We start from the raw sequence: 25,373 nt of genomic DNA on the forward strand, positions 1-25,373 counted from the left end.
GCCTGCGACGGGCCGGGTCACGGGGAGGCGCGCCGCCCCGGGACCCGGCCGGGGGACCCTCAGACGCTCTCCAGCAGCAGCTGCGAGCCCGCCGTGATGAGGCCCGGCACCTCGAAGTCCAGCTCCAGCAGGGTCTCCCCGCCCGCCGGGAGCAGGAAGCTGCCGAGGCCGCAGCGCGGAACCGTGGGCCGGACGTAGACGGTCCTCACCTGGGCCGTCCCGCCGTCCACCCGCAGCGTTGCGGCGCCGTTCCAGGTGTCGCCGGGCACGTCCACGGTGCCGGTGACGTTCGAGCCGAAGGTCAGCGCCACCGTGCGGGTCGTCCCGGAGGGGTTGCGCAGCCGCAGCGCGACGGCGTACCGCATGCCGTAGTTGCCCCAGCTGCGCTGCGAGGAGTCGGAGAGGGCGGCGGTCGCCGGCACCGTCTGGTCGAGTTCGGCCCGCTGCCGGACGGTGGTTTTGACGGCCAGTCCGAGGTACCGGCCGGCCGCGGGGACGTCCACGGCCACCGTGCCGGTGTCCCAGCGGGAGGCGGCGTAGACGCCCGCCTCGCGGCCGTAGGTGGTGGCGGTCTGGGAGGCGATGTCGCCCGGGGCGGCCTGGTCGTCGTGCTGGGTGGAGTTGATCGCGGCGGCGGTGCTCCCGTCCGCGGTGGCCGCCGTGTAGACGTGCACGCCGCCGCTCGCGGTGACCTCCAGCAGGCCGTCGGCGATCGACGAGGTCAGCGGTATGCGGGCGATCTCCACCATGGTGCGGGGGGCCACGGAGGTGGGCGCGAGGTACTCGCGCAGCGAGCCGGTGGCCCAGTCGAGGGAGGTGGCGTAGCAGGGGCCGGTGCCGGCGCGCTGGGCCGGGTCCTGGACGAGGGGCTTGTCGGCGTTGGTCCACACCGAGCCGCGGGCGCTGACCGTGACGGGCGCGGTGCCGGGGTTGGACGCCAGGACGTGCAGCCAGGCCGTGGCCCCGGTCCTGTTCTGGTGGTACAGGTACACCGGGAAGGTGCCCGAGAGGGGGTGGGCGGCGCCGCCGCGGTTGGCGGTGGTGCGCCCGCACTGGGCGAGCCACCCGGGGCCGGTGAACGTCTCGGGGTTGTTGGAGACGAACATCTCGGGGCCGCCGGGGCCGCCGGGCAGCTGGAGCAGCAGGTCGCGCGGGACGGTGGGCCCGGGCGCGGCGGGCGTCCCCGCGGACCAGGCGTCGGTGCCGATCACCGTGTCCGCCGCCCCGGCCGACGCGGCGGCGCGCCGGGCCGCCCGGTCCGGCAGTGAGTGGTCCCTACCAGCGGCCCGGCTGGTGCCGGCGGCGGCCAGCGGCAGGGCGCTGCCCGCCAGGAGGGCGGGGGCGAGCCCCAGCAGGGTCCTGCGGGAGGGGGTGGAACCGCGGGTCATGGAGCTCTCCTCGTGTCCGGGAGCCGTCCGAGCGGGTGCGTCGGCGGTCTGCGGCGTCCATCGGAGCCAAGAGGTAGATACCAGGGGCGCGTCGTCCCGGGAAGCGGTCCGACCGGAATTCCCCGGCTGGCCGCCGATCGTGCTCAGGTTTGCGGTGGAGTGTCCCTCCCTGAAAGGCCCCTGCCGGTCCGTCCGGTGAACGAAGGGTTGACGGACCGGCGGACCTCCTGGCACCTTGCTCGCCAAGTGGTCACTACCACTTGCCGCATCCCGGCCCGTCAGGCTCTGCCCGCCCGCAGCCCGTAGGAGAGTCATGCCCAGCAGCAGAGGCGTCCGCCTCGCCGTCACCGCCGTCGCCGTCGCCCTCGCCAGCAGTGCGTGCGGGCTCGGCTCCGACGGCTCGTCCACCGACACGGGCGCCGCGTCCGGCGGGGGGAAGGTCGGCGGCACCATCACGCTGGAGACCCTCCAGCTCAAGCCGACGTTCACCGACTACATGAACGGCGTGGTCAAGGCCTACGAGAAGTCCCACCCCGGCACCACCGTGAAGTGGGTGGACATCCCCTTCGAGGGGGCCCAGGAGAAGCTCACCGCCGACGCCGCCGCCGGGGCGCTGCCCGACGTGGTCAACCTCAACCCGCAGTTCGCCCAGGCGCTGGAGTCCAAGGGCCTCTTCGTCGACATGGACCAGGCCGCGGCCGACGTGAAGTCCGGCTACGTGCCCGGCGCGTGGGAGGCCTTCGCCGTCCCCGGCCGGACCGGCTCCTTCGACCTGCCGTGGTACCTCACCTCCGAGGTCACCATGTACAACAAGAAGCTGTTCGAGAAGGCCGGCCTGGACCCCGAGAAGCCCCCGACGACCTTCGACGAGCTGCTCGCCGACGGCCGGAAGCTCTCCGACGCGGGCCACGGCGACTTCTACGGCATCCACCCCGCCCTGGAGAACCGGTTCATCACCGACCTCGCCAAGCAGGGCGTGCCCCTGCTGGACGCCTCCGGGAAGAAGTGGACCTTCAACACCCCCGAGGCCGCCGCCTACCTGCAGAAGCTGGTGGACGCCTACAAGGGCGGCGTCTTCCCGAAGGACTCCCTCACCCAGAACCACAGCAAGGAGACCGAGGCCTACCAGGCCGGGCGCATCGGCCTCTTCCCCTCGGGCCCGAACTTCCTCGCCGTCGTCAAGCAGAACGCCGCCGACATCGCCGCCGACACGGGCGTCGGCCCCCAGATCACCGGCCCCGACGGCGCCGTCAACATGTCCGTCATGGGCCTGATGGTCCCGAAGAGCAGCAAGAACCGCGCCACCGCCCTGGACTTCGCCAAGTACCTGTCCAACGCGCAGAACCAGCTCGCCTTCAGCAAGATCGTGACGATCCTGCCCAGCACCCTCTCCTCCCTCAAGGACCCGTACTTCACCGCCGCCGGCGACGGCTCGCCCGAGGCGAAGGCCCGCCGGATCTCCGCCGAGCAGATCGCCCGCGCGAAGAACCTGGTGCCCGTCCAGTACGACGCCCGCGTGACCGCCGCCGTCATCGGCAAGGTCCAGCTCGCCCTCCAGGGCCGCCTGGCGCCGCAGAAGGCGCTCGACGAGGCCGTCGACGCCGCGAACCGCATCACCGGCGCCGCCGGCTGACCCGCGCAGGACCGCCGCCGGGCCGGGCGCGCACCGCTCCCGGCCCGCGGCCCCCGCGCTCCCGAGACCCCCTGCTCCCGCAGGACAAGGAGGCATCCGTGACCGGCCGCCGCTGGTACGTCCCCTGGCTCTTCCTCACCCCGGCGCTGGCCGTCGCCACGGCCTTCTTCCTCGTCCCCTTCGCCAACACCGTCGTGCTGTCCTTCACCGACGCCAGCACCCTGGGCGGGGGCACCTTCACCGGGCTGCACAACTACGTCCGGCTCGCGCACGACCCCGACTTCTGGCTCTCGGTGCGCAACACCGCCCTCTACGTCGCCGTCGTGGTGCCCTGCATGGTCGTGCTGCCGCTGCTGCTCGCCGTCCTCGTCCAGCGCCGGGTCGCCGGCATCGGCTTCTTCCGCGCCGTCTTCTACTCGCCGGTCGTCGCCTCGATGGTGGTCGCGGGCCTGATCTGGTCGTGGCTGCTGTCCAGCGACGGCCTGGTCAACTCCCTGCTGCGCGGACTGCACCTGGTGGACGCGCCGCTGCCCTTCCTCACCGACGCCCGGATGCTGCTCCTCGGCTCCATGGCCATGACCGTGTGGAAGGGCCTGGGCTACTACATGGTCGTCTACCTCGCCGCCCTCGCCAACGTCCCCCGGTCGCTGCTGGAGGCCGCCGAGGTCGACGGCGCGGGCCCCGTGCGCCGCTTCCGCAGCGTCACCCTGCCGCTGGTCCGGCCCACCATGGTTCTGGTCGCCACCCTGTCGGCCATCGCCGGCGCCAAGGTCTTCGCGGAGGTCTTCACCCTCAGCAGCGGCACCGCCGGACCGGGCGGCGAGGCCCGCACCCTCGTCTACACCATCCGCGAGACCGGCCTCGGCCTCGGCGGCGAGGCCGGCTACGCCTCCGCGATGAGCCTCGTCCTCTTCCTCGGCACCCTCGGCCTGTCGGTCGCCGTCACCCGCCTCAACACCCGGGAGGAGCGCGCATGACGTCCCTGCACACCGGGGCCGCCGCGTCGGCGTCCGCACCCGCCTCCGCCTCCGCCGACGGCCGGACCGCCGGTGCCGCCCCCGGACCGGCCCCCCGCACCCGCGACCCGCGCCGCGCCGCCGGCCTCGCGGTCCGCTATCTGCTGCTCACCGCCGTGCTGGTCCTCACCGTCGGCCCCTTCCTGTGGCAGCTGTCCACCTCCCTCAAGGGCAACGGCGAGCGGGTCTTCGGCTACCCGCCGCAGCTCGTGCCGCACCACCCGACGCTGCGCCACTACGGCGAGGTCCTCGACACCGTGCCCGTCCTGCGGTACGCCGGGAACTCCCTGGTCGTCGCCGTCGGCTCCGTCGTCACCAACTGCCTCTTCGGGTCCATGGCCGGGTACGCGCTCGCCCGGATGCGGTTCCGCGGCCGGGCGGTCGCCGTCGGCGTCTTCCTCGCCACGATGATCATCCCCTTCGAGAGCATCATGGTCTCCGAGTTCCTGGTGGCCCGCTCCCTGCACCTCACCGACACGCTGCTCGGCGTCATGCTGCCGCTCGCCGCCTCCGGCCTGTCGGTGCTCCTCATGCGCAACGCCTTCCGCCGGCTGCCCGCCGAGGTCGAGGAGGCGGCCGTCCTGGACGGCGCGGGGGAGTGGCAGCGCTTCCGGAGCATCGCCCTGCCGTCGGCCCGCGGCACCCTCGCCGCCGTCGCCGTCTTCAGCTTCGTCTTCGCCTGGGACGACTTCCTCTGGCCGCTCGTCGTGCTCTCCGACCCGGCCCACTACACGCTGACGGTGGGCATCCAGTACCTGTCCGGCACCTTCACCAACGACCAGCGGGTGATCGCGGCGGGCACGATGATGGCCGTCGTGCCGCTGCTCGCGCTCTTCTTCGCCCTGCAGCGGCTCTTCTTCCGAGGCGCAGGCGAGGGGGCGGTCAAGGGATGAGCACCACGGACACGGGAACCGGCACCGGTACGGACACCGGTACGGGCACCGGCACGGCCACGGGCACCGGCACGGCCACGGCCACGGGAACCGGCACGGAGGCGGCGCCCCCGGACCGGGACGCCCCGCGCGAGCCCAAGCACGAGGTGCTGCGCCGCGCCCTGCTCGACCTCGTCGAGGCCGGCAGCCCGCACCAGATGCTCCCCAGCGAGCGGGAGCTGATGCAGCGCTACGACGTCAGCCGCGTCACCGTGCGGCGCGCCGTGGAGCGCCTCGGCCAGGAGGGCCGCATCTACCGCGTCCAGGGCGCGGGCACCTTCGTCGCCGAACCGGCGACCATCAGCAAGTCGCTGCGCCTGACCTCCTTCTCGGAGGACATCCGCGAGCGCCGCATGGTCCCCGCCGGCCGGCTGCTCGTCCTGGAGCGCGTCCACGCCGACGTCACCAACGCCCGCGACCTGTTCGTCGAGCCCGGCGCGCCCCTGGTACACCTGGAGCGGCTGCGCACCGCCGACGGCGAGCCGATGTGCCTGGAGAACGTCTGGCTGCCCGAGCAGCTCGTGCCCGGACTGCTGGAGCACGGCGACCCCGGCTCCCTGTACGGGTGGCTGGAGCGCGCCGGGTCCGCACCCGAGAGCGCCGAGCAGACCGTCCGCGCCACCGTCGTCGACGCCCGGCAGGCCGCACTGCTGCACGTGCCGCCGCAGTTCCCCGCCCTGCACGTCGAGCGGGTCACCCGCGACGGCCGCGGCCGCGCCGTGGAGCGCGCCGTCAGCCTCTACCGCGCCGACCGGTACGACTTCCGCCTCACCATCACCCGGGAGCGCCGCACATGAACCCCGCGGACCCCTCCGCGCCCGCGCCCGCCCGCCCCGTCCCCCCGCCCGTCCCCGTGCTCGCCGTCGACATCGGCGGCACCACGACCACGGCCGCCGCCGTCCTCCCCGGCCACCGCATCGCCGTCCGGGCGGCCGCGCCCACCCCGGCGCAGGACGGCCCCGACGCCGTCCTCGCCACCGCGCTGCGCCTGGCCCGCGCCGTCCGCGACGCCGCGGCCGACCGCGGTGCGGCCGCCCCGGCCGCCGCCGGCGTCGGCACGGCGGGCGTCGTCGGCCCCGACGGCCGCACGGTCGCCGCGGCGACCTCCGCCCTCCCCGGCTGGGCCGGGACCGCGGTCGCCGACCGGTTCGAGGAGGCGCTCGGCGTCCCCGCCACGGTCCTCGGCGACGTCCAGGCGTTCCTGGCCGGCGAGGCCGCCGCCGGGGCCGCCCGCGGCGCGCACCTCGCCGTCGCCGCGATGGCCGGGACCGGCATCGGCGGCGCCGTCGCCGTCGGCGGGCGCGTCCTGCGGGGCGCGTCCGGGGCCGCGGGCCACCTCGGCCACGTCCCCGTCCCCGGCGCGGAGGGCCGGCCCTGCCCCTGCGGGCGCGACGGCCACGTGGAGGCGCTGGCCTCCGGGCCCGCGATGGCCGCCGGGGTCCGGCGGCTGCGGCCCGGCCTGCCGGTGCCCGACCTGCGCGCGGCGGCCCGGCTGGCCCGCGACGGCGACCCCGCCGCGGCCGGCGTGCTGCGCGCCGGCGGCGAGGCCCTGGGCACGGCCCTGGCCGGGGTGGTCGCCGTCCTCGACCCGGACGTCGTCGTGCTCGGCGGCGGCGTCCTGGCCGCCGGGCCCTGGTACGCGGACGCCCTGCGCTCCGCCCTGGCCCGGCACACCCTGCCGCTGCTGCGCGCGGTCCCGGTCGTGCAGTCGGTGCTGGACGCGGACGCCGTCCTCCTCGGCGCGGCGGCCGAGGCCCGCGCCGCCCTCGCGGACCCCGTCCCCGCCGCCCCCGCCGACGCCGTTCCCGCCCACCCGAACGGAGCCACCGCGTGACCGCCGGCCCCGGCCGCCCCGCCACCCCGCACACCGCCACCCCGCACGCCACGGCCCCGCACACCGCCGCCCCGCGTCCCGGCGGCAGGCCCCGGATCGCCCTCGTCCCCCTCGACGAGCGCCCCGCCTGCACCGCGCTGCCCCGCATGGTCGCCGCCGTGGCCGGCGCCGACCTGCTGCTGCCGCCCGCCGCCGCCCTCCCCGCGCTGCGCCGCCCCGGCGACCCCGCCGCGCTCGGCTCCTGGCTCGCCGCCACGGACGCCGACGCCGCCGTGGTGTCCCTGGAGACCCTCGGCCACGGCGGCCTCATCGCCTCCCGCACCCGGCCCGCGACGGTCGCCTCCGCCACCGCCGCCTGGGAGCCCCTGCGCGCGCTCGCCGCCCGCGGCACCCCCGTCCACGCGGTCACGCTCGTCACCCGCACCCCCGACTCCGCCGACGCGATGGAGGAGCCCGCCTACTGGGACCCCCACGGCCCGGACCTCCACCGGCTCTCCGCCGCCCTCCACCGTGCCGCGGACGGGGAGGCGGGCGCCGCCGCCGAGGCCCGGGACGCCGCCGGCCGCGTGCCGCCGGAGGTCCGCGCCGACTTCCTCACCCGGCGGCTGCGCAACCACGCCGTCAACCTCGCCGCCCTGGAACTGGCCGCCGACGGCACCGTCCGCTCCCTCGTCGTCGGCGCCGACGACACCGCCCCCCACGGCCTGGCCACCGCCGAGCTGCACTGGCTCGACCGGTGGGCGGACTGGCTCGGCCTGCGCGGCCGCGTCGCGGTCCGCCCCGGCGCCGACGAGGCCTGCACCGCGCTCGTCGCCCGCACCCTCCTCGGCCTCTTCGGCGGGGGGCCGGTGGCCGTGCGCGTCGAGGCCGTCGACCCCGCCGGACTGCTGCGCACCGCCCCGTACGAGAACGTGCCCGTCGGCACGACCGCCGCCCGCCAGCTGGAGGCGTGCGGGGCGACCGCCGTCGCCCCGGAGGGGCCGGCCCCGGACGCCGTCCTCCTCGTGCACACCCCCGACGGGGCCGGCGACTGGGCCGTCGCGCCGCCCGCCGCCACCGACCCGGCCCCGGCCGCCGCCCTGGCCGCCCGCGCCGCCCGCCTGCTGGACGGGGGCCACGGCGTCGCCGTCGCCGACTGCGCCCAGCCCAACGGCGCCGACCCGGCCCTGGTCGCGGCGCTCGCCGCCGAGGGCGTCCTGGAGCGGCTCACCTCGTACGCGGGCTGGAACACCGCCGGCAACACCCTCGGCACCGTGGCCGCGCACACGGTGGCCGCCGTCGCCGCGCGCCGCGCCGGCCGCTTCGACGCGGACGCCCACCGCAGGCTCCTGCTCCACCGCCTCCTGGAGGACTGGGGGTACATGGCGTCCGCCCGCGGCCGGGCCCGCGCCGCCCTCGGCAGCGACCCCGCCCGCCACGACCGCGTCCCGGCGGACCACCCCGTGCTCGCCGCCGTCGCCGCCGACCTCGCCGCCTGCCGCGACCGGCTGCCCGGCTTCGGCGGCCTGGCCGTCGACCCCCGGTCCGTCGTGCTGCCGTGGAACCGCACCTTCGAGGTCGACTTCGCCCTCACGGGGGGCGCCGCCGCCGTCCAGGCCACCGCCGCCGTCCCCGCCACCGCCGTCCCCGCCACCGGCCCCGCGGCCGGCGCACGTCCGGCCGAGGAGCAGGAGTGACGAACCGTCAGGACGGCAGGCCGTCCCGCACCCTGACCGCCGACGTCGCCGTCGTCGGCGGCGGACTCGGCGGTGTCGCCGCCGCCCTCGCCGCCGCCCGGGCCGGGCGCACCGTCGTGCTCACCTGCGACCAGCCCGTGCTCGGCGGCCAGGTCACCTCGCAGCTCGTCCCCGCCCTCGACGAGCACCCCCACGTCGAGCAGGGCGGCGTGTCCGCCTCCTACCGGGAGTTCCGCACCCTCGTCCGCTCCCGCTACGGCGGCCTGGCCAACCCGGGCGGCGGCTGGGTGAGCCGCCTGTGCTTCGAACCCGCCGCCGCCGAGCAGGCCCTCGCCGACCTGCTCGCCCCCCACGTCGCCGCCGGCCGGCTGCGCGTCCTCACCGGCGTCCGCCCGTACGCGGCGCGGCGCGACGGGGACCGCCTCGCCGAGGTCCACCTGGCCGAGGCCCCCCCGCCCGCGACCGCCCCGGACCGCCCGGGGCCGCAGGACGGCCCCGCCGGGGCGGACGGCCGCCTCGCCCTCGCCGCCGACGTCTTCTGCGACGCCACCGAGACCGGTGAGCTGCTTCCCCTCGCAGGCGCCCCCTGGACCGTCGGCTCCGAGGGCCGCGACGCCCACGGCGAGGGCCTCGCCCTGCCCGGCGGCCCGCAACCGCACGCCGTGCAGTCCTGCACCGTCGGCTTCGCCGTCGAGCACCGCCCGGGGGAGGACCACACCGTCCCCCGCCCCGCCGGCTACCGGCGCTGGCGCGACTCCCAGCCCTTCACCCTGGAGATCGCCGGCTGGGACGACCGCCTCCACCGCTACCGCATGTTCGCCGACGGCCCCGACGGCCACCCGCCGTTCTGGACCTACCGGCGGCTGCGCGACGGCGCCCTGCTCGGCGGACGCGACATTGCCCTGGTCAACTGGGCCGGCAACGACTACGCCGACGCCTCCCTGGTCCACGAGCCCCGCCGCGCCCGCGCCGAGGCCCGCGCCCTCTCCCTCGCCTTCCTCCACTGGCTGCAGACCGAGTGCCCCCGCGACGACGGCTCCGGCCGCGGCTACTCCGGCCTGCGCCTGGCCCCGGCCGCCGCGGGCACCCCCGACGGCCTGGCCGCCGAGCCCTACGTCCGCGAGTCCCGGCGGCTGCTCACCGACCGCCCCGTGCGCGAGCAGGACCTGCTGCCCGTCCCCGGGCAGGCCCGCGCCGCCCACCGGCACGACGGCGCCGGCGTCGCCTGGTACCACCTCGACCTGCACGCCCGGGTCGGGCACCCGCAGTCCGCGTACGCGCCCACCGCGCCGTTCCAGGTGCCGCTGTCCGTCCTCGTCGCCGACACCCCCGCCAACCTGCTGGCCGCCGCCAAGAACCTCGCCGCCACCCAGGTCGCCGCGGCCGCCTACCGGGTCCACCACGGCGAGTGGGCGGTCGGCGAGGCCGCCGGGGCGCTGGCCGCGCACGCCGCCGGACGCGGCACCGGCCCCGCCCGCGTCGTCGCCGACCCCCGCGAACGCGCCCTGCTGCAGCGCACCCTCGCCCGCGACGGCGTACCGCTCGCCTGGCTGCTCGACGTCGCGTCCGACGACCCCCTCTTCCCCTCCGCCCACCTGCTCGCCGCAGCGGGCGGCCTCGCCGGTCCGCGGACCGGCACCCTCGACGCCCTCCCGGACGAGCCCGCCACCGGCGCCGACCTGCGGGCCCTGGCCGCCGCGGCCGAGCGGCTCGCGCCCGGTGCCGCCGCGTCCGCCGGACCGGCGGCCCCCGGCTCCACCTGGCGGGACGTCACCGCCGCCCTCGGGACGGCCGTGGACCGGGCACTGGACCGCAGTGCCCGCAGCTGAGAAAGGCAACCGGTGTACCCCCACGACACATCGCCCCGCCGCACACCGCAGCGGCCCCTCCCGCAGGCGCTCGCCGGCGGCCTGGTGGTCTCCTGCCAGGCGCTGCCCGGCGAGCCCCTGCACGGACCGCACTTCATGGCCGAGATGGCCAGAGCGGCCGAGCTCGGCGGCGCCGTGGGCCTGCGGATCAACGGCCCCGCCGACGTCGCCGCCGTCCGCGCCGCCAGCAGCCTCCCGGTGATCGGCCTGTGGAAGGACGGCGACGAGGGCGTCTACATCACGCCCACGCTCCGCCACGCCCTCGCCGTCGCCGAGGCGGGCGCCGACATCGTCGCCCTCGACGCCACCGGCCGCCCCCGCGGCGACGGACTGGACCTCGCCGCCACCGCCGCCGCCCTCCACGCGCGCGGCACCCTCGTGATGGCCGACGTCTCCACCCTCGACGAGGGCCTCGCCGCCGCGGCGGCCGGCGCCGACCTGGTGGCCACCACCCTCTCGGGCTACACCCCCGCCAGTCCCGCCCGCAGCGGGCCGGACCTGGAGCTGGTCGCGGCCCTCGCCGCCCGCCTCGCCGTGCCCGTGGTCGCCGAGGGCCGCATCGCCACCCCCGAGCAGGCCGCGGCGGCCCTGGCCGCCGGCGCCGCCACCGTCGTCGTCGGCGGCGCCATCACCCGCCCCGCCGCCCTGACGGCCCGCTTCGCCGCCGCCCTCCGCACCGAGGAGACCCCGTCGTGACGCCCCCCGGCCCCGCCCCTTCCCCCGCCGCCCCCGCGCCCCGCACCGGCCCCGTCGACTGCCACGTCGTCACCCACGTGCACTGGGACCGGGAGTGGTACCGGCCCTTCGAGGCGTTCCGCGCCCGCCTCGTCGAACTCGCCGAGCGGGTCTGCGCCGAACTCGACGACGGCCGCATGCGCACCTTCCACCTCGACGGCCAGACCATCGTCCTCGCCGACGTCGCCGCCCTCCGCCCCGACCTCGCCGACCGGCTGCGCGCCCACGCCGCCGCCGGCCGCCTCACCGTCGGCCCCTGGCACGTCCTCGCCGACAACCAGCTCGTCTCCGGCGAGAACCTGGTCCGCAACCTGCTCACCGCCCGCCGCCACGGCGCCGAGGCCGGCGCCCTCGCGGGCGTCGGCTACTGCCCCGACGCCTTCGGCCACCCCGCCGACCTGCCCCGCATCCTGCGCGGCTTCGGCATGGACACCGCCCTCGTGTGGCGCGGCGCCCCCGACGGGGTCGCCCGCTTCCGCTGGCGCTCCCCGGACGGCTCCGAGGTGCTGGCGGCCTCCCAGGGCTACCACGCCGCCGAGGTCCTCTGGCCGGAGCCGGACGGCGACGACGGGCGGGCGGCGCGCCTGAAGGAGTTCGCCGCCGCCGAGCGCGCCCGCCTCCCCGAGGGCCCCTGGCTGCTGATGAACGGCGGCGACCACCTCGCGCCCACCGACCCCGCCGCCGCGCTGCGCGCCGTGGCCGCCGCGGCGGAGGAGCAGGGCACCGCCCTGCGCGAGAGCACCCTGGAGGAGTTCTTCGCCGCCGCCCGCAGCGCCGCCGCCGACGGGGACCTGCCCGTCGTCGAGGGGCCGCTGCGGCACCGGCCCGGCCGGCTCACCTTCCTCCTCCCCGGCACCCTCTCCGCCCGCATCCGCCTCAAGCAGGCCAACGCCGCCGCCCAGACCCTGCTGGAGCGCTGGGCCGAACCCCTCACCGCCCTCCACGCCCCGCACGACGCCGCCCTGCACGCGGAGCTGCGCCACGCCTGGGAGCTGCTGCTGCGCAACGCCCCCCACGACTCCCTGTGCGGCTGCAGCGTCGACGAGGTCCACCGCGAGAACGAGGTCCGCTTCGACCGCGTCCGCCAGGCCGGCGACCACGTCGTCCGCCGCGCCCTCGCCGCCTCCGGCCTCGACACCCGCCTGTACGGGGATCCGGCCGCGGACACCGCCGCCTTCGCCGTCCTCAACCCGCACGCCGACACCGCGAGCGGCCCGGTCCTCGTCGAGATCCTCACCGCCCCCGGCCGCCACCCGCAGGCCGTCACCGCCCCCGACGGCACCGACGTCCCCTTCGCGTGCGAGACGCTCGGCGAGGAGACCGCCTTCGAGGCCGACCTGGACCTGCTGCCCGACTCCCGGCCCGCCGTGCGCCACCGCCTGGCGCTGCTCGCCCGCGACGTCCCGCCGCTCGGCCGCGCCGTGCACACCGTCCGCCTCGGCGACGCGCCCGCCCCCGCCGCCGGCGTCCGGACGGAGGCGGACACCCGCACCCTGCCGCTCCCCGGCGGCGCCCGCGCCGAGGCCGCCGACGACGCCTCGCTCACCCTCCGCCTCGCCGACGGCACCGTCCTCCCCGGCCTGGGAAGGCTGCTCGACGAGGGCGACCGCGGCGACACCTACACCTTCGACCCCGTCCCCGGCGACCGCCCCGCCGCCCCCCGGCTCACCGCCGCGCGCCGCCGCACCTCCGCCGTCCGCACCGTGCTGGAGCTCGACGCCGTCCTCGACCTGCCCGCCGGCCTCACCCCCGACCGCGCCGCCCGCCTCCTCGGGACGACCGCGCTGCCGGTCCGCATCGCCGTGGAGAGCTGGCACGGGCACGCGCCGCTGCGCTGGACCGTCCGGTTCGACAACACCGCCGACGACCACCGGCTGCGCCTGCACTTCCCCACCCCCGGGGCCCGCGGCCGCTGGACCGCCGACGCCCACTACAGTCTCCTCGACCACCCCACCGGCCCCGACCTCGGCCCGCTCCCGCAGGAGCGCGCCCACGAGGCCGAGTGCGGCGCCGTCCCCGTGCAGAGCGTCTCCGCCGTCGGCTCCGGCGCGCTGCGCGTCGCCGTCGCGGCCCCCGGCCTGCCCGAGCGCACCGGCATCGCGCCCGAGCACAGCCCCTCGGGCGCCGAGGAGCTCGCCGTGACCCTGCTGCGGTCCGTCGGCTGGCTCTCCCGCTTCGACCTGGCCTCCCGCACCACCGGCGCCGGTCCCATGCTCGCGACCCCCGAGGCCCAGTGCCGCGGCCCGCAGCGCTTCGACCTCGACGTGCTCGTCGGCGAGGACGGGGACACCGCCGGGGAGCCCGGCCTCGCCCGGCTCGGCGCCGCCGCCCGCGCGCCGCTGTACGCCCTCCAGGTGCGGCCGGGGACCGCCCCGCAGCCCGTCCTCGACCCCGGACTGCGGGTCGAGGGGGCGCTGCTGACGGCGCTGAAGACCGCCGAGGACGGTGACGGCCTGGTCCTGCGGATCTCGAACCCCACCCGGTCGGCCCTCACCGCCCGCCTCCGCCTGCCGGCCGGGGTGCGCGCCGTGCCGGCCCGGCTCGACGAGTCGCCGGCGGACGGCCCCGCCCTCGCGCCCCCCGCCGTGCCGGGCGGTCCGGTGGAACTCCCGCTGGGCCCCTGCGGCCTGCTGACCCTGCGGCTCACCGCCCCGCCCGCGCGGTAGGGCGGTGCCCGGGGCGGTGCCGCTCTCCCGGTCCCGCCCCGGGTCCGCCGGGCGGTCCCGGAACCCCGCCGGCCCCGACGGCGGGGTCCGCACGGCAGGGAGGAGGGAGGGCCCCGGGGACCGGGGCCCTCCCGCCGCTGCCGGACCTAGCCGACGCTCACCGGTGGCAGTGCTGGTAGCCCTGGTGCCAGACCCGGGTCCAGTAGCCCGCGTGCCAGCGGTGGTGGCGGTCGCGGTGGCCCCTGTGCCAGGTCCGGGTCCAGTAGCCCGCGTGCCAGGCGCACCTCTCCCGGCCGTGGCCGCGGGCGTGGTCCCGGCCGCGGTCGCGGTCGCCGTCGTGGCCGTGGTCGCAGGACGCGGCGGCCGGGGCCGCCGTGCGGGCGGGGGCGGCCGAGGCGGCCGATGCCGAGGTGAGCGTGGCGCCGCCGACGAGTGCGGTGGCGGCCACGCCGAGGGCGAGGGTGCGGACGAACCGGTTTCCCATAATGGGTTTCTCCCTTTCCGGAGAGCGTGCGGAACGCTCCATGCCTACCACCGGAAACCGGGCGGGAAATCCTCGTTTCATCCTTTCGGCGGCAATTCTCCAACCGTCGGAAAAATCTTACGCCGCCTTTATGTCCGCCTTGCTAGCGGGCAGCAAAACCGCTGCTCATGGCGTTCCCGGAAGCTGTCGGGCGGCCGCCGGGCGGTCATCGGGAGCACCCGGCGGGGGAGGGGCGGCGCGCGGTCCGGAAAACCGTCGCCGTCGAGGGTGCGGACCACCGCCCCGTCGGCGGAACGCGGAAAACGAGCACCGCGGAAAACGCGGTCCGGAGGAATCCCGGCTGTCTCGCACCGGCCGCCGCGCACCGGCCGCCTCGGGCCGGCCGTCCCGGCCGGGGCCGTGCCGGTACCGGGAAACGGCCGCGCCCCCGCCCGGGGGGGGGGGGGGCGCGGGGCTGGGGTGTCAGGCCTGGCTGCTGTCCTTGAGCGAGCCCCAGCCGTGCCACCGGTCGACCTCGATCCAGGCGCTGACCCGCGCGCGGTCCCGTCGCGGTTAGTCCTTGCCCGTGTACTGCCGGGACAGCCGGTCGATGTCGGCGAGGCCCTCGTCGTCGCGGATCCCGACGGCCCGTCCGATGATGCTCACGTGGGTGTACCAGTCGCCCCCGTCCAGCACGGTGAGCGTGACCCGGGGGTCGTTGCGCAGGTGCTCCAGCCGCTTGCGGCCCTCGTCCATGTTGACCAGGACCCGGCCGTCGTCCCAGAGGTACCAGGTGGCCGTCGACACCGGCTGGCCGTCGGACCGGAGCGTGGTGATGACCGCCGGGTTCGGCTTCCTCAGCATGGCGACCGCGGCCTCCGGGAGCGGCGGGTTCGACATGGGCTCTCCTCCTGCTGTCGTACCGGTGTCCACACCCCCCGGCGCCGGCGGTGCGGGTGCGCCCCGCGGCGTCCGTGCCCACAGTGCCACACCCGGGCCGCCGCACCCCGCATCCGCTCCCCGCGGGTCAGCCCCGCCGCCCCGGGGCCGCGCACCCCCCTCCGTGCCACCTCCTCCAGGCCACCTCCTCCGTGCCACCCCCCGCCCCGCTCCGCCGTGCCGTGCCGCGTGTCCACGGACCGGAAGCGGTGAACGCGCGATATCCGGCGGTGCTGTATTCCGCCGCATGCCGCACACCGCCGCGTCCGCCATGATGCGAATGATGCCCCCGACACCGGAGGCGCTTCGCTAGCGAAGCCGTGTGCGCGCACGACGCGACGGACCCTCCGGAAACGGAGGGTCCTTTTTGTTGTCCCCGTGTGGAATCCGAAGGGCCCGCCATGTCCTGTCCCCCCGTCATCTCCCTCACCGACTGCGCCGACCCCAACGCGGTGGCCCGGCAGTCCGCCAGGATCGCCGCGCTCTTCGGCGCCACGCCGATCCTCCTCCCGCTGGTCGGCCCGGACCCGGAGGGCGCCGCCGCCCCCACCCTGCTCGACCTGCTGCGCTCCACCGGCCTGACCGGCGGACCGACCCACCCCACCGTGGTGCTCGTCAACATCGCCCCCCGGGACGGGCACTGGCCCAACGGCGCGCCGTTCTGCTGGTTCCGCCACGGGGAGCACCTGGTCGTCAGCACGCTGAACCCCCGGGTCCTCGCCCCGCTCTCGGCCTACCTGGGCCTGGAGGAGGTGCAGGTCACCGACGTGCGCGAGGTCCTGGAGGCCGCCGCGGCGCAGTGGGCGCGGCTCGGTGCGGCCGAGGTGGAGGAGATCGCCCGGACCCAGTTCCGCAGCCTCTGGTACGCGCCGCTGCTGGCCCGCTGGCTGGTCGACGGCCGCCCGGTCCCCGCGCAGCCGCACACCGTCCGGGCCCCGGAGCCCGCGGAGGTGCGGGTCGCCGTCGTGGACAACTTCGGCAACTGCAAGCTGGACCGGCCCGCCGCGGCCCCCCGGCGCGGACGGCGCCGACGGACCGGGCGGCGCGGACGCCCTGCCCGTCCGCAGCCGGCGCGACGGCCGGAGCGTCCTGGTGCGCCGCTACGACCGGCTGCCCGACGTGCCGTACGGCGAGCCCGGGATCACCGTCGGGAGTTCGGGAATCGGCTTCGCCGAACTCGTGGTGCGCGGCGGCTCCGCGTCCGAACGGTTCGGTCTGCGTGAGGGCGACCCGGTCTTCCGTCTCACCAGCTGACATGTTGTCGCGGTGTTATCGGAAGGTGATCGCCGCAATTGACACCGTGCTCGGCCGCCCGGAATGCTGAAACGCATGTCCGGACCCTTCCCGCTGGTACGCCGCCGCCACGTGGCCCACGTGCGCTGTGCTGCCGACCTGTGCCGCTGAGCGCGCGACCCGGGCCCCTCCCCCCGTACCGTCCCTCTCCGGACTCCCCTGTGAAGGAAACCCCCGTGCTCCGTCTCCGTACCCTCGTCTCCGCATGCGCGGGCGCCGCCCTCGCCCTGGCGGCCTCCGCGTGCGCCCCCCAGCCCGAGGCGAAGCCCGCGTCGGCCGCGGCCGCACCCTCCGGCAAGGCCGCCTCCGCCTGCACGCCGGACAGCCCGCACCTGTACCGCAGGGGCCGGCTGACCGTCGCGACGGACTCCCCGGCCTACGCGCCCTGGTTCCAGGACAACAAGCCCGCCAACGGCAAGGGCTTCGAGAGTGCGGTCGCCTACGCGGTGGCCGGGAAGCTCGGCTTCGACCGCAGCCGGGTGACGTGGGTCGTCGAACCCTTCGACAACTCCTACGCCCCGGGCGCCAAGAACTTCGACTTCGACATCAACCAGATCTCCGTCACCCCCCAGCGCGCCAAGGCGGTGGACTTCTCCACCAGCTACTACACGGCCAGCCAGGGCGTCCTCGTGCTGGACGGGTCGCCGTACGCGAAGACCGCGTCGCTGGCCGGGCTCAAGGGCGCCAGGATCGGCGTGCAGGTCGCCACCACCAGCTACCAGGCCGTGCTCGACCGGATCCGGCCCTCGCACCGGCCCAGCGTCTTCAACACCACCAACGACGAGATCCGCGCCCTGCAGAACGGCCAGATCGACGCGATCGTCACCGACATGCCCACCGTGTTCTACCTGGCCGGCGCCGAGCTGGAGCACGGCAGGATCCTCGGCCAGTTCGGCTACAGCGGCGGCACGCCCGAGGAGTTCGGCCTGCTGCTGAAGAAGGGCAGCGGACTGACCGCCTGCGTGAACCGCGCCCTCGCCGACCTGAAGGCCGACGGCACGCTGAAGAGGATCACCGACCAGTGGCTGTCCGCCTCGGCCGACGTCCCCGAGCTGAAGCAGTAACGGACCCGCCATGGAACACGGCACCACCGAACCCGGCACCGCCGGGCCCGAGAGCGAAGCCGTACCGGACCGGCCCGCACCGGCCCCCGGCACACCCGCCCCCGTGACACCGGCCACCGGGGCTGCGGACGAGGAGCACCGGCCGAGCCCCCGTGAGCAGGAGCGGGAGCGGTTCCGGCGCTCCCGCCGGCGGCGCGACACCTGGATCGCCGCCCTGTCCACCCTGGCCTTCCTGGGGCTGCTGGCGGCGGCCGCCGTCGCCTCCCCGGGCTGGGACCGGGTCCACGGCCTCTTCCTGGACGCCGGGGAGTTCCGGGCGGCCCTCCCCGAGATCCTGCAGGGCTTCTGGCTCAACGTCAGGATGTTCCTCGTCGCCGAGGCGCTGATCCTGCTCCTCGGGCTCGCCGTCGCCCTGGTGCGGGTGACCCGGGCACCCGGCCTCCAGCCGCTGCGGCTGGCCGCGACCGTGTACGTGGACGTCTTCCGCGGGGTGCCGACCCTGCTGCTGGTCTTCCTGGTCGGCTTCGGCCTGCCGGCCCTTCGGCTGCAGGGCACCCCGTCGCAGCCGTGGGTGCTCGGCGTGATCGCCCTCGTCCTCTCCTACACCGCCTACGTCGCCGAGGTCCTGCGCGCCGGACTGGAGTCGGTCCACCCCGCCCAGCGCCACGCCGCCCGGGCGCTGGGGCTGAGCGGTTCGCAGACCCTGCGGCACGTGGTCCTGCCGCAGGCGGTGCGGAACGTGCTCCCGCCTCTCCTCAACGACTTCATCGCCCTCCAGAAGGACACCGCCCTGGTCGCCGTCCTCGGTCCCCTCGAAGCCCTGCGGGTCGCCCAGATCAAGGCGGACTACGACTTCAACTACACCCCCTACCTCGGGGCGGCGCTGCTCTTCATCGCCGTGACCGTCCCGCTGACCCGCGTCGCCGACCGCCTGCAGCGGCGGGCGGCGCAGCGCACCCGGGCGGAGGCGGCCCGGTGAACGAGCCCCTGCTGAGGATCCGCGGCCTGCACAAGCGGTACGGCTCCCGCACGGTCCTGCGCTCGGTCGACCTGGACGTCGCCGAGCACGAGGTCGTCTGCCTCATCGGCGGCTCGGGCTCGGGCAAGTCGACCCTGCTGCGCTGCGTGGACCTGCTGGACGTCGTCGACGACGGCACCGTCCACCTGGGCGGCACCGAGCTGACCGACCCCCGGCTGGACGCCGACGTCGCCCGCCGGCGGATCGGCGTCGTCTTCCAGGCGTACAACCTCTTCCCGCACCTGAGCGTGCTCGACAACATCACGCTCGCGCCCCGGATCGTCCACGGCGTGCCGCGCCGGCAGGCCGAGGAGACGGCCCGCGGACTGCTGGCCAGGCTCGGGCTCGCGGACAAGGAGCGGGACCACCCCGACCGGCTCTCCGGCGGGCAGCAGCAGCGCGCCGCCATCGCCCGCGCCCTGGCGACGGAGCCGGAGCTGCTTCTCCTCGACGAGATCACCTCGGCGCTCGACCCGGAGCTGGTGGGGGAGGTCCTCGACGTGGTCGCGGACCTCAAGCAGCGGGGGATGACCATCCTGATGGCCACGCACGAGATGGGCTTCGCCCGGCAGGTCGCCGACCGGGTCTGCTTCCTGGAGGACGGTGTGATCCGGGAGGAGGGCACCGCGGAGCAGGTGCTGACCGATCCGCGGCACCCGTCGACCCGGCGCTTCCTCTCCCGGGTGCTCGACCGGCGCTGAACCGGACCGGGCCGGCGGCGGGCCCCGGCCCGGGTACCGCCGCCGGCCCCCCCCCGGCCCGCCCCGGGCCGCGCCCGCGGGGAGCCCCCGCGGGGGAGGAGGCCCCCCTGCCCGGGCGTAGGTTGTGCGGTGGGGCGCGCCGCGCGCCCCCGCATCCCGAGGGAGACCCCATGGACCTGTACGACATCCCCCTGCGCACCCTGGACGGTGCGCCGACCTCGCTCGCCGACCACCGCGGCAAGGTGCTGCTGCTGGTGAACGTCGCCTCCAAGTGCGGCCTGACCCCGCAGTACGAGGGCCTGGAGCGCCTCCAGCAGCGCTACGCCGACCGGGGCTTCACCGTGCTGGGCTTCCCCTGCAACCAGTTCGCCGGGCAGGAGCCGGGCACCGCCGAGGAGATCAGCACCTTCTGCTCGACCACCTACGGGGTGTCCTTCCCGCTGATGGAGAAGGTCGAGGTCAACGGCGAGGGCCGCCACCCGCTCTTCGCCGCCCTCACGCAGGTCCCCGACGCCGACGGCGAGGCCGGCGACGTCCAGTGGAACTTCGAGAAGTGGGTCCTCTCGCCGGAGGGCGAGCCCGTCGCCCGCATCCGGCCGCGCACCGAGCCGGAGGCGGAGGAGGTCGTCAAGGCGGTCGAGTCCCACCTCCCGGCCTGACGCTTGGTCAGAGTCGCTCCCGCCCGGCGCGGCCGATGGGCATCCACCAGGACACCGCGGGTGTCCCCGGGGCGGGCGAGCACGGCGACTCCTCCGGCGCCTCGGTCGCCGTGGCCGACCTGAACCGGGACGGCGTGGGCGACATCGTCGTCGGTGTCCCGGGTGAGGGGCTCGGCGCGGCGGCCGGCGCGGGGGACGTGGTGGTCGTCCCGGGGCGGCGTACCGGTCAGCTCGGTGCGGGCTCCTCCAGCTTCTCGCAGAGCACGGCAGGGGTTCCGGGCGGTTCGGAGCCGGGCGACGCGTTCGGCTCGACCGTGACGGCCGGGGACGCGGACCGCGACGGGCGCCCCGACGTCGTGGTCGGCGCGTTCCGGCGAGGACGGCGCCCGGGGAGCCGCGTGGGCCCTTCCGGGCGGCACGTCCCAGCCCGCCTACGGGTCCGCCGTCATGCTCGGCGCGTCCGCGGTCGGCGGACCGTCCGCGGTCGTGGACATGCTGGGCGCCGACCTCCAGATGTGACCGTGTCCGGGGCGGCGGCCGCGCCGCCGCGCCGGAGCACCGTCCGGCGGCAGCGCCCCGATGCCCGCGGCGGGGGCCGACCGCTCCTCCACCGCTGAGGGGCGCGGTCCCGCCGCTCCCGGGCGGCCGGGACGCACCGGATGCCGGCCGTGCCCGTGCGACGGGCGCGCGAGGCGGCGGGGTCCGCCCGCCGATCGGGCGGCCCGGCGCAGGAGCCGGTCACACCGCCAGCGGCCGGTCGGCGGGACGGACCGGGGCCGGCAGGTCGGTGCCGCCCGTCAGGTAGCGGTCCACGGCCGCCGCCGCCGACCGGCCCTCCGCGATCGCCCAGACCACCAGGGACTGCCCCCGGCCCGCATCGCCCGCCACGAATACCCCCTCGGTGCCCGCGCCGAAGCCGGCGTCCCGCGCCAGGGTGCCGCGTGCGTCGAACCGCAGGCCCAGCTGCTCCACCAGGCCCCCGTCCCGCTCCGGCCCGCGGAAGCCGAGCGCCAGCAGGACCAGCTGCACCGGGACCGCCCGCTCCGTGCCGGGCCGCGGGCGCCTGCTGCCGGGCTCCGCCTCGGCCAGGTGGAGCGCCCGGACCCGGCCGGCGGCGTCCCCCTCGAACCGCAGGGTCGACGCGGAGAAGACGCGCACGTCGCCCACCGCCCCGGGCGGCGGCAGGTCCGCGCCCGACGGCTCCCCGCCGGAGGCCGCCCCGCCGTGATGCCCGGGACCGCCCGGGTCCGCCCCGCCGCAGGGGTCCGGACCGCCCGGCCCGGGGCGCCGCGGGCCGGTGCCGTGCGGCAGGGCCAGCGCCCGCGCCTCCTCGTGCGCGGGGGAGACCCGGTACACCCGCGGGTACACCGGCCACGGCTCGTCCTCCGCCCGGTCCCCGCCCGGCCGCGGGTTGATGTCCAGCTGCACCACGGAGGCCGCGCGCTGCCGCAGGACCGTCCCCAGGCAGTCCGCGCCGGTGTCGCCCCCGCCGACGATCACCACGTCCCTGCCCTCGGCGGTGACCGGCGGCACCGCGAAGTCGCCCTCGCACACCCGGTTGGCCAGCGGCAGGTACTCCATCGCCTGGTGCACCCCGGCCAGCCCCCGGCCGGGCACCGGGAGCTCGCGGGGGTCGGTGGCGCCGACGGCGACCACCACCGCGTCGCTGCGCCGCAGCAGCTCGGCGGCGTCCAGGTCGGCCCCCACCCGCACCCCGGTCCGGAAGCGGGTGCCCTCCTCCCGCATCTGCCGGATCCGCCGGTCCAGGTGGCGCTTCTCCATCTTGAACTCGGGGATGCCGTACCGCAGCAGCCCGCCGACGCGGTCGGCCCGCTCGTAGACGGTGACGGTGTGCCCCGCGCGGGTCAGCTGCTGGGCCGCGGCCAGGCCCGCCGGGCCGGAGCCGACCACCGCGACGGTCCGGCCCGAGAGCCGCTCCGGCGGGCGGGCGGGGAGTGCCCCGCCCGCCCAGGCGTGGTCGGCGACGGCCACCTCCACGTCCCTGATCGTCACCGGGTCGGCGTTGATCCCCAGCACGCAGGCGGACTCGCACGGCGCGGGGCAGAGCCGGCCGGTGAACTCCGGGAAGTTGTCGGTCGCGTGCAGCCGCTCGCCCGCGGCCCGCCAGTCGCCCCGGGCGGCCAGCTCGTTCCACTCCGGGATCAGGTTCCCCAGCGGACAGCCGCTGTGGCAGAAGGGGATGCCGCAGTCCATGCAGCGGTCGGCCTGCGCCGCCACCACCGGCAGCAGCTCCTGGCCGGTGTGGACCTCGTTCCAGTCGGCGACCCGTTCCCGGACCGGGCGGCGCGGCAGCGGGCGGCGCGGGATGGTGAGAAAGCCCTTGGGGTCGGCCACGGCGGCCTCCGGGGGAGCGGGCGGAGTGGGGGAGTCCGGCCGCTGCCGGACCGGGCCCGCGAGCGGGGCACACCACGTCGTTCCGTCACGATACGCCCGTCATGCCGGAAATTCGACGGCTTCGGCGCCCCTGCCCGGACGCCCCTGCCCCGGGGCGGTGCGGTGGCGCGGGTGTGCGACGGCGGGGTGCCCGGAGGAGGGCGCGCGCCCCCGCGCGGAACGGATCGGGCGCCGGCGGGCGGGCCGGCGCCTCCCCGCCCGGACGCGCCGCCCGGCGCTGGGGCGGGAGGGGGCGGGGGGAGGGGGAGGCCCTGTGGGGGCGGGCCTCCCGGATCCGCTGCCGAGCGGGCCGGGTGTGTCCGCCGCCCGCGGCGGGGCGGTGGACCCCGAGAGATCCGGGCCGGGCGGAGGGATCCGGGAGGCGTTGCACCGGGCACCCGCGGTCGGGGGGGAACGCGGGCACCCGGCGGTCCGGGGGTCACTGCAGGGGGTCGGTCCACCGGCCGGGGCCGGCCCTGCCGGCGGCGTCGCCGGGGAGGCCGTCCGCAGCGGGGGAGGTGCTGCCGGCGGCGATGCCGGCCGGGTGCCGCGGGGCGGCGGTGAGCTCCAGGAGCCCGAGACCGAGGCCGAGATCCAGGCCGAGGCCGACGCCGAACCGGTCCGGGGCCGCGCGGCGGGGCGGCGGTCCGGCGGTCCGCGCCGGGAGCTCGCCGGTGTCCGTCACGGTCGTCTCCTTGCGGGCGGGGAAGGGGGGAGGGCGTCCGATGTCCGGTCTTCCTGGACGAATCGTCCGACGAGATGGGACGTTATGTGCTCGCGGGGCGCCGGGCAAGCACATTCCGGCGCGCTTTCCGCCTCCGGTGCGGGAGAGCCGCCGCGACACCGCGACGGGGAGCCCCGGCGTCCCGCACGGGGTGGGTCCTGCGCGTGCGCGTGCGGGCGGGGAGAGGGCGGGCGCCGGCCTCGGCGGACGCTGCGGACGCCGGGGCCGCGGCACCTTCGGGAGAGGGCCCGGCGCCGCCCGACGCGCGGGCGGCCGGACCCGTCCGGGTCCGGCCGCCCACGCGTCGCACCGGTCTCAGCCCACCGCCCGCTTGACCAGCGCGGCGATCCGCTCCTCGTCGTCGGCGCTCAGCCCGGCCAGGGCGTAGGCGGCCGGCCACATGGTGCCGTCGTCGAGCTTCGCCTGGTCGCTGAAGCCGAGCGTGGCGTACCGCGTCTTGAACTTCTGCGCGCTCTGGAAGAAGCAGACGACCTTGCCGTCCCTGGCGTACGCGGGCATGCCGTACCAGAGCCTCGGCGTGAGGTCGGGCGCGCTGGACCTGACGACGGCGTGGATGCGCTCGGCGAGCACGCGGTCCGCCTCCGGCATCTCGGCGATCTTCGCGCGCACCTCGCTCTCCCCGTCCGGCTTGGCCGCGCGCGCGCCGCGCCGCGCCGACGCCTTCAGCTCGCCGGCGCGCTCCTTCATCGCGGCCCGTTCCTCGTCCGTGAACCCGTCGTAGGTCCCGTCGGCCTTCTTCCCGGCCGCGCCGGTGCCACCGGCGGACGTCCGCGTGCTTCCCATCGCAGGTCTCCTCTCGTGACGTGCTCGACGTGCTTGACGTGCTCGACGTGCCCGACGTGCTCGGAGCGCCCGGCCGGGGCCGCCCCCTGCCGGGGTCCGTCCCGGCGGCGGGCCGCTCCGTGACCGGCCTGCCGTCCGGGCGGGCGCGGTGGCGGCGCACACCCGCCGCCTGCCCACCGGCCGGCCGCGGTCACGCCGGCTGCGGTTCGGCGGCCGACGCCTCCCGGCATCCTGCCGGTCCGGTCGCCCGTTCCGCCACGTGCGGCGGCACACCCGCCGCTGCGGCGGCGGCCGCCGTGGCCGCCGCCCCGCGCCGGTACGCGCCGGGCGGCGTGCCCACCAGCTCGGTGAAGCGGGTGCCGAAGACGCCCGGCGACCGGTAGCCGACCAGCGAGCGGACCTCGGCGACGCCGAGGTCGCCGCGGCGCAGCAGCGCCGCCGCACGCTCGATGCGACGCGCCGTCAGCCAGGCGTACGGCGACGCGCCGTAGGCGAGCCGGAACCGGCGGCCGAGCTGCCCGGGCGGCATGCCCGCGTCGCGGGCGAGCGCTTCGACGTCCAGCGACCGCGCGTACTCCCGGGTGATCCGGTCGCGGACGCGGCGCAGCCGTGCCAGGTCTGCCAGGAGCATCGCCTCGGCGCGTGCGCGCCCCCATGCGGGATGGCACATGCGGGAACTCCCTTGCGTCGGTGTCCGCGGGCCCCGGGCCGCCCGGCGGGGTGGGCGGCGGGGTGCCCGCGGGTGGGGATGGGACGCCTGCCGGCGGGGGCGGGGCGGGGCGGGCCGCCGGGGGCGCTTCCGCCGCCGGCGCGACCGGCGTGACCGGCAGGCCCGGCCCGGCCCGGTCACCGGACGGCTCAGCGGAGCTCCTGGAGGCGGACCAGGTTGCCCGCCGGGTCGCGGAAGGCGCAGTCGCGGATGCCGTACGGCTGCTCGGTCGGCTCCTGGACGACCTCGGCGTCGCCGGCCTGCAGCTTCTCGAAGGTGCCGTCGAGGTCCCGGGTGGCCAGCAGGATCCAGCCGTAGGTGCCCTTGGCCATCATCTCGCGGATGGTGCGGCGCTCGTCCTCGGTGACCCCGGGGTCTGCGGCCGGCGGGGCCAGCAGGATGGAGGTGTCGGGCTGGCCGGCGGGGCCGACCGTGATCCAGCGCATCCTGCCCTGCCCGACGTCGCTGCGGACCTCGAAGCCGAGGGTGTCGCGGTAGAAGGCCAGGGACGCGTCCGGGTCCTCGTGCGGGAGAACGCTCGTGTGAATGGTGATGTCCATGGCCATCACGGTAGGCGCGGCACGGTGTTCCGCGCTTCTCCGTTCCTGACCGGTCCGGCCCGCCGCCCGGGCCGGCTCCCCGCCCTCCCCGGCCGGCTCCCCGCCCTCCCCGGCCGGCTCCCCGCCCCTTGCCCGCCCGGGACCCCGGCGGGCAAGGGGCGGGGCCCCGGGCCGCGGGGGCGCCCGCCGGGGGGCCCCGGGGGGGGGGGGGGCGCCAACCGCCAGCGGGCCGCGGCGGCGGCCGAGGGGGGGGCCGCCCCCCCCCGCCACCCCCGCCCGGGGGGAGGCGCCCCGCGC

General features: G+C 77.2%; 22 protein-coding genes and 1 pseudogene. 15 read left to right on the plus strand and 8 right to left on the minus strand.

Features of this window, described 5'->3' with window-relative positions; translation table 11 throughout:
• Nucleotides 1-59: 59 nt before the first annotated feature.
• Nucleotides 60-1,388 carry a DUF3370 family protein gene (locus ACFY07_RS12960; RefSeq protein WP_390868700.1) on the minus strand — a complete coding sequence of 443 codons (1,329 nt, stop codon included), beginning with the start codon at nt 1,386-1,388 and terminating at the stop codon, nt 60-62.
• A 313-nt stretch (nt 1,389-1,701) separates the two neighbouring features.
• Here ACFY07_RS12960 and ACFY07_RS12965 point away from each other — a divergent pair, with 313 nt between their 5' ends.
• The 9 genes from ACFY07_RS12965 to ACFY07_RS13005 all read left to right on the plus strand — a co-directional run bounded on the left by ACFY07_RS12965 (nt 1,702) and on the right by ACFY07_RS13005 (nt 13,748).
• A complete protein-coding gene (locus ACFY07_RS12965; protein ID WP_390868701.1) occupies nt 1,702-3,021 on the plus strand; it encodes an ABC transporter substrate-binding protein in 1,320 nt (439 codons plus the stop codon).
• 98 nt (nt 3,022-3,119) lie between these two features.
• On the plus strand, nt 3,120-3,998 hold the full coding sequence (locus ACFY07_RS12970) for a carbohydrate ABC transporter permease (RefSeq protein ID WP_230653688.1): 879 nt from the start codon (nt 3,120-3,122) through the stop codon (nt 3,996-3,998).
• Nucleotides 3,995-4,930 (plus strand): carbohydrate ABC transporter permease, encoded by a 936-nt coding sequence (locus ACFY07_RS12975; RefSeq protein WP_390868702.1) that lies wholly within the window; start codon nt 3,995-3,997, stop codon nt 4,928-4,930. The genes ACFY07_RS12970 and ACFY07_RS12975 overlap by 4 nt, the downstream gene beginning before the upstream one ends.
• Complete coding sequence (locus ACFY07_RS12980; protein WP_390868703.1) at nt 4,927-5,766, plus strand: GntR family transcriptional regulator; 840 nt, start codon at nt 4,927-4,929, stop codon at nt 5,764-5,766. Before ACFY07_RS12975 ends, ACFY07_RS12980 begins: the two co-directional genes overlap by 4 nt.
• Nucleotides 5,763-6,803 (plus strand): ROK family protein, encoded by a 1,041-nt coding sequence (locus ACFY07_RS12985; RefSeq protein ID WP_390868704.1) that lies wholly within the window; start codon nt 5,763-5,765, stop codon nt 6,801-6,803. The genes ACFY07_RS12980 and ACFY07_RS12985 overlap by 4 nt, the downstream gene beginning before the upstream one ends.
• Nucleotides 6,800-8,479, plus strand: coding sequence for a DUF4127 family protein (locus ACFY07_RS12990; RefSeq protein ID WP_390868705.1), 1,680 nt, complete (start codon nt 6,800-6,802; stop codon nt 8,477-8,479). Before ACFY07_RS12985 ends, ACFY07_RS12990 begins: the two co-directional genes overlap by 4 nt.
• Nucleotides 8,476-10,308, plus strand: coding sequence for an FAD-dependent oxidoreductase (locus tag ACFY07_RS12995; RefSeq protein ID WP_390868706.1), 1,833 nt, complete (start codon nt 8,476-8,478; stop codon nt 10,306-10,308). The genes ACFY07_RS12990 and ACFY07_RS12995 overlap by 4 nt, the downstream gene beginning before the upstream one ends.
• 12 nt (nt 10,309-10,320) lie before the next feature.
• Nucleotides 10,321-11,043, plus strand: coding sequence for an N-acetylmannosamine-6-phosphate 2-epimerase (locus ACFY07_RS13000; RefSeq protein WP_390868707.1), 723 nt, complete (start codon nt 10,321-10,323; stop codon nt 11,041-11,043).
• Nucleotides 11,040-13,748 carry a hypothetical protein gene (locus ACFY07_RS13005; RefSeq protein WP_390868708.1) on the plus strand — a complete coding sequence of 903 codons (2,709 nt, stop codon included), beginning with the start codon at nt 11,040-11,042 and terminating at the stop codon, nt 13,746-13,748. Before ACFY07_RS13000 ends, ACFY07_RS13005 begins: the two co-directional genes overlap by 4 nt.
• Before the next feature lie 157 nt (nt 13,749-13,905).
• On the opposite strand, the gene ACFY07_RS13010 is transcribed toward ACFY07_RS13005, so the two are convergent.
• Nucleotides 13,906-14,232, minus strand: a complete 327-nt coding sequence (locus ACFY07_RS13010; protein ID WP_390868709.1) for a hypothetical protein — start codon at nt 14,230-14,232, stop codon at nt 13,906-13,908.
• Nucleotides 14,233-14,694: 462 nt separating this feature from the next.
• Nucleotides 14,695-15,111, minus strand: a pseudogene (locus ACFY07_RS13015) (PPOX class F420-dependent oxidoreductase).
• A gap of 1,158 nt (nt 15,112-16,269) precedes the next feature.
• Here ACFY07_RS13015 and ACFY07_RS13020 point away from each other — a divergent pair.
• The 6 genes from ACFY07_RS13020 to ACFY07_RS13045 all read left to right on the plus strand — a co-directional run bounded on the left by ACFY07_RS13020 (nt 16,270) and on the right by ACFY07_RS13045 (nt 20,502).
• On the plus strand, nt 16,270-16,404 hold the full coding sequence (locus ACFY07_RS13020; protein WP_390868710.1) for an SAM hydroxide adenosyltransferase: 135 nt from the start codon (nt 16,270-16,272) through the stop codon (nt 16,402-16,404).
• Between the two features lie 215 nt (nt 16,405-16,619).
• Nucleotides 16,620-17,507 carry an ABC transporter substrate-binding protein gene (locus ACFY07_RS13025; protein ID WP_390868711.1) on the plus strand — a complete coding sequence of 296 codons (888 nt, stop codon included), beginning with the start codon at nt 16,620-16,622 and terminating at the stop codon, nt 17,505-17,507.
• A 10-nt stretch (nt 17,508-17,517) separates the two neighbouring features.
• Nucleotides 17,518-18,486, plus strand: coding sequence for an amino acid ABC transporter permease (locus ACFY07_RS13030; RefSeq protein ID WP_390868712.1), 969 nt, complete (start codon nt 17,518-17,520; stop codon nt 18,484-18,486).
• The gene (locus tag ACFY07_RS13035; protein ID WP_230653660.1) at nt 18,483-19,226 is read left to right on the plus strand and encodes an amino acid ABC transporter ATP-binding protein; all 744 of its coding nucleotides are present in this window, start codon (nt 18,483-18,485) and stop codon (nt 19,224-19,226) included. Before ACFY07_RS13030 ends, ACFY07_RS13035 begins: the two co-directional genes overlap by 4 nt.
• Nucleotides 19,227-19,396: 170 nt before the next feature.
• Complete coding sequence (locus ACFY07_RS13040) at nt 19,397-19,885, plus strand: glutathione peroxidase (protein WP_390868713.1); 489 nt, start codon at nt 19,397-19,399, stop codon at nt 19,883-19,885.
• Nucleotides 19,886-19,920: 35 nt separating this feature from the next.
• Complete coding sequence (locus ACFY07_RS13045; protein ID WP_390868714.1) at nt 19,921-20,502, plus strand: FG-GAP repeat protein; 582 nt, start codon at nt 19,921-19,923, stop codon at nt 20,500-20,502.
• 121 nt (nt 20,503-20,623) lie between these two features.
• Here the strand turns inward: ACFY07_RS13045 and ACFY07_RS13050 are convergent, their stop codons facing one another.
• From ACFY07_RS13050 to ACFY07_RS13070, 5 genes are all read right to left on the minus strand, one after another.
• Nucleotides 20,624-22,240: a glutamate synthase subunit beta gene (locus ACFY07_RS13050; RefSeq protein ID WP_390868715.1), complete on the minus strand. Its 1,617-nt coding sequence runs from the start codon at nt 22,238-22,240 to the stop codon at nt 20,624-20,626.
• Nucleotides 22,241-22,718: 478 nt separating this feature from the next.
• Nucleotides 22,719-22,964, minus strand: a complete 246-nt coding sequence (locus tag ACFY07_RS13055) for a hypothetical protein (RefSeq protein ID WP_390868716.1) — start codon at nt 22,962-22,964, stop codon at nt 22,719-22,721.
• 354 nt (nt 22,965-23,318) lie between these two features.
• Nucleotides 23,319-23,807: an iron chaperone gene (locus tag ACFY07_RS13060; RefSeq protein WP_390868717.1), complete on the minus strand. Its 489-nt coding sequence runs from the start codon at nt 23,805-23,807 to the stop codon at nt 23,319-23,321.
• Nucleotides 23,808-23,997: 190 nt separating this feature from the next.
• Nucleotides 23,998-24,477: a helix-turn-helix transcriptional regulator gene (locus ACFY07_RS13065; protein WP_390868718.1), complete on the minus strand. Its 480-nt coding sequence runs from the start codon at nt 24,475-24,477 to the stop codon at nt 23,998-24,000.
• A gap of 188 nt (nt 24,478-24,665) precedes the next feature.
• The gene (locus ACFY07_RS13070; RefSeq protein WP_230653618.1) at nt 24,666-25,076 is read right to left on the minus strand and encodes a VOC family protein; all 411 of its coding nucleotides are present in this window, start codon (nt 25,074-25,076) and stop codon (nt 24,666-24,668) included.
• Nucleotides 25,077-25,373: the final 297 nt, after the last annotated feature.

This window comes from Streptomyces sp. NPDC001380, from assembly GCF_042895785.1.
Taxonomy (GTDB): Bacteria; Actinomycetota; Actinomycetes; order Streptomycetales; family Streptomycetaceae; genus Peterkaempfera.

What these genes read in the sequence shown, in the direction of transcription:
- ACFY07_RS12975 (WP_390868702.1), top strand. Translation starts at nt 3,995, where the DNA reads ATGACGTCCCTGCACACCGGGGCCGCCGCGTCGGCGTCCGCACCCGCC.
- ACFY07_RS13065 (WP_390868718.1), bottom strand. Translation starts at nt 24,477, where the DNA reads ATGTGCCATCCCGCATGGGGGCGCGCACGCGCCGAGGCGATGCTCCTG.
- ACFY07_RS13010 (WP_390868709.1), bottom strand. Translation starts at nt 14,232, where the DNA reads ATGGGAAACCGGTTCGTCCGCACCCTCGCCCTCGGCGTGGCCGCCACC.
- ACFY07_RS13060 (WP_390868717.1), bottom strand. Translation starts at nt 23,807, where the DNA reads ATGGGAAGCACGCGGACGTCCGCCGGTGGCACCGGCGCGGCCGGGAAG.
- ACFY07_RS12985 (WP_390868704.1), top strand. Translation starts at nt 5,763, where the DNA reads ATGAACCCCGCGGACCCCTCCGCGCCCGCGCCCGCCCGCCCCGTCCCC.
- ACFY07_RS13045 (WP_390868714.1), top strand. Translation starts at nt 19,921, where the DNA reads ATGGGCATCCACCAGGACACCGCGGGTGTCCCCGGGGCGGGCGAGCAC.
- ACFY07_RS12980 (WP_390868703.1), top strand. Translation starts at nt 4,927, where the DNA reads ATGAGCACCACGGACACGGGAACCGGCACCGGTACGGACACCGGTACG.
- ACFY07_RS13070 (WP_230653618.1), bottom strand. Translation starts at nt 25,076, where the DNA reads ATGGACATCACCATTCACACGAGCGTTCTCCCGCACGAGGACCCGGAC.
- ACFY07_RS12965 (WP_390868701.1), top strand. Translation starts at nt 1,702, where the DNA reads ATGCCCAGCAGCAGAGGCGTCCGCCTCGCCGTCACCGCCGTCGCCGTC.
- ACFY07_RS13030 (WP_390868712.1), top strand. Translation starts at nt 17,518, where the DNA reads ATGGAACACGGCACCACCGAACCCGGCACCGCCGGGCCCGAGAGCGAA.
- ACFY07_RS12960 (WP_390868700.1), bottom strand. Translation starts at nt 1,388, where the DNA reads ATGACCCGCGGTTCCACCCCCTCCCGCAGGACCCTGCTGGGGCTCGCC.
- ACFY07_RS13040 (WP_390868713.1), top strand. Translation starts at nt 19,397, where the DNA reads ATGGACCTGTACGACATCCCCCTGCGCACCCTGGACGGTGCGCCGACC.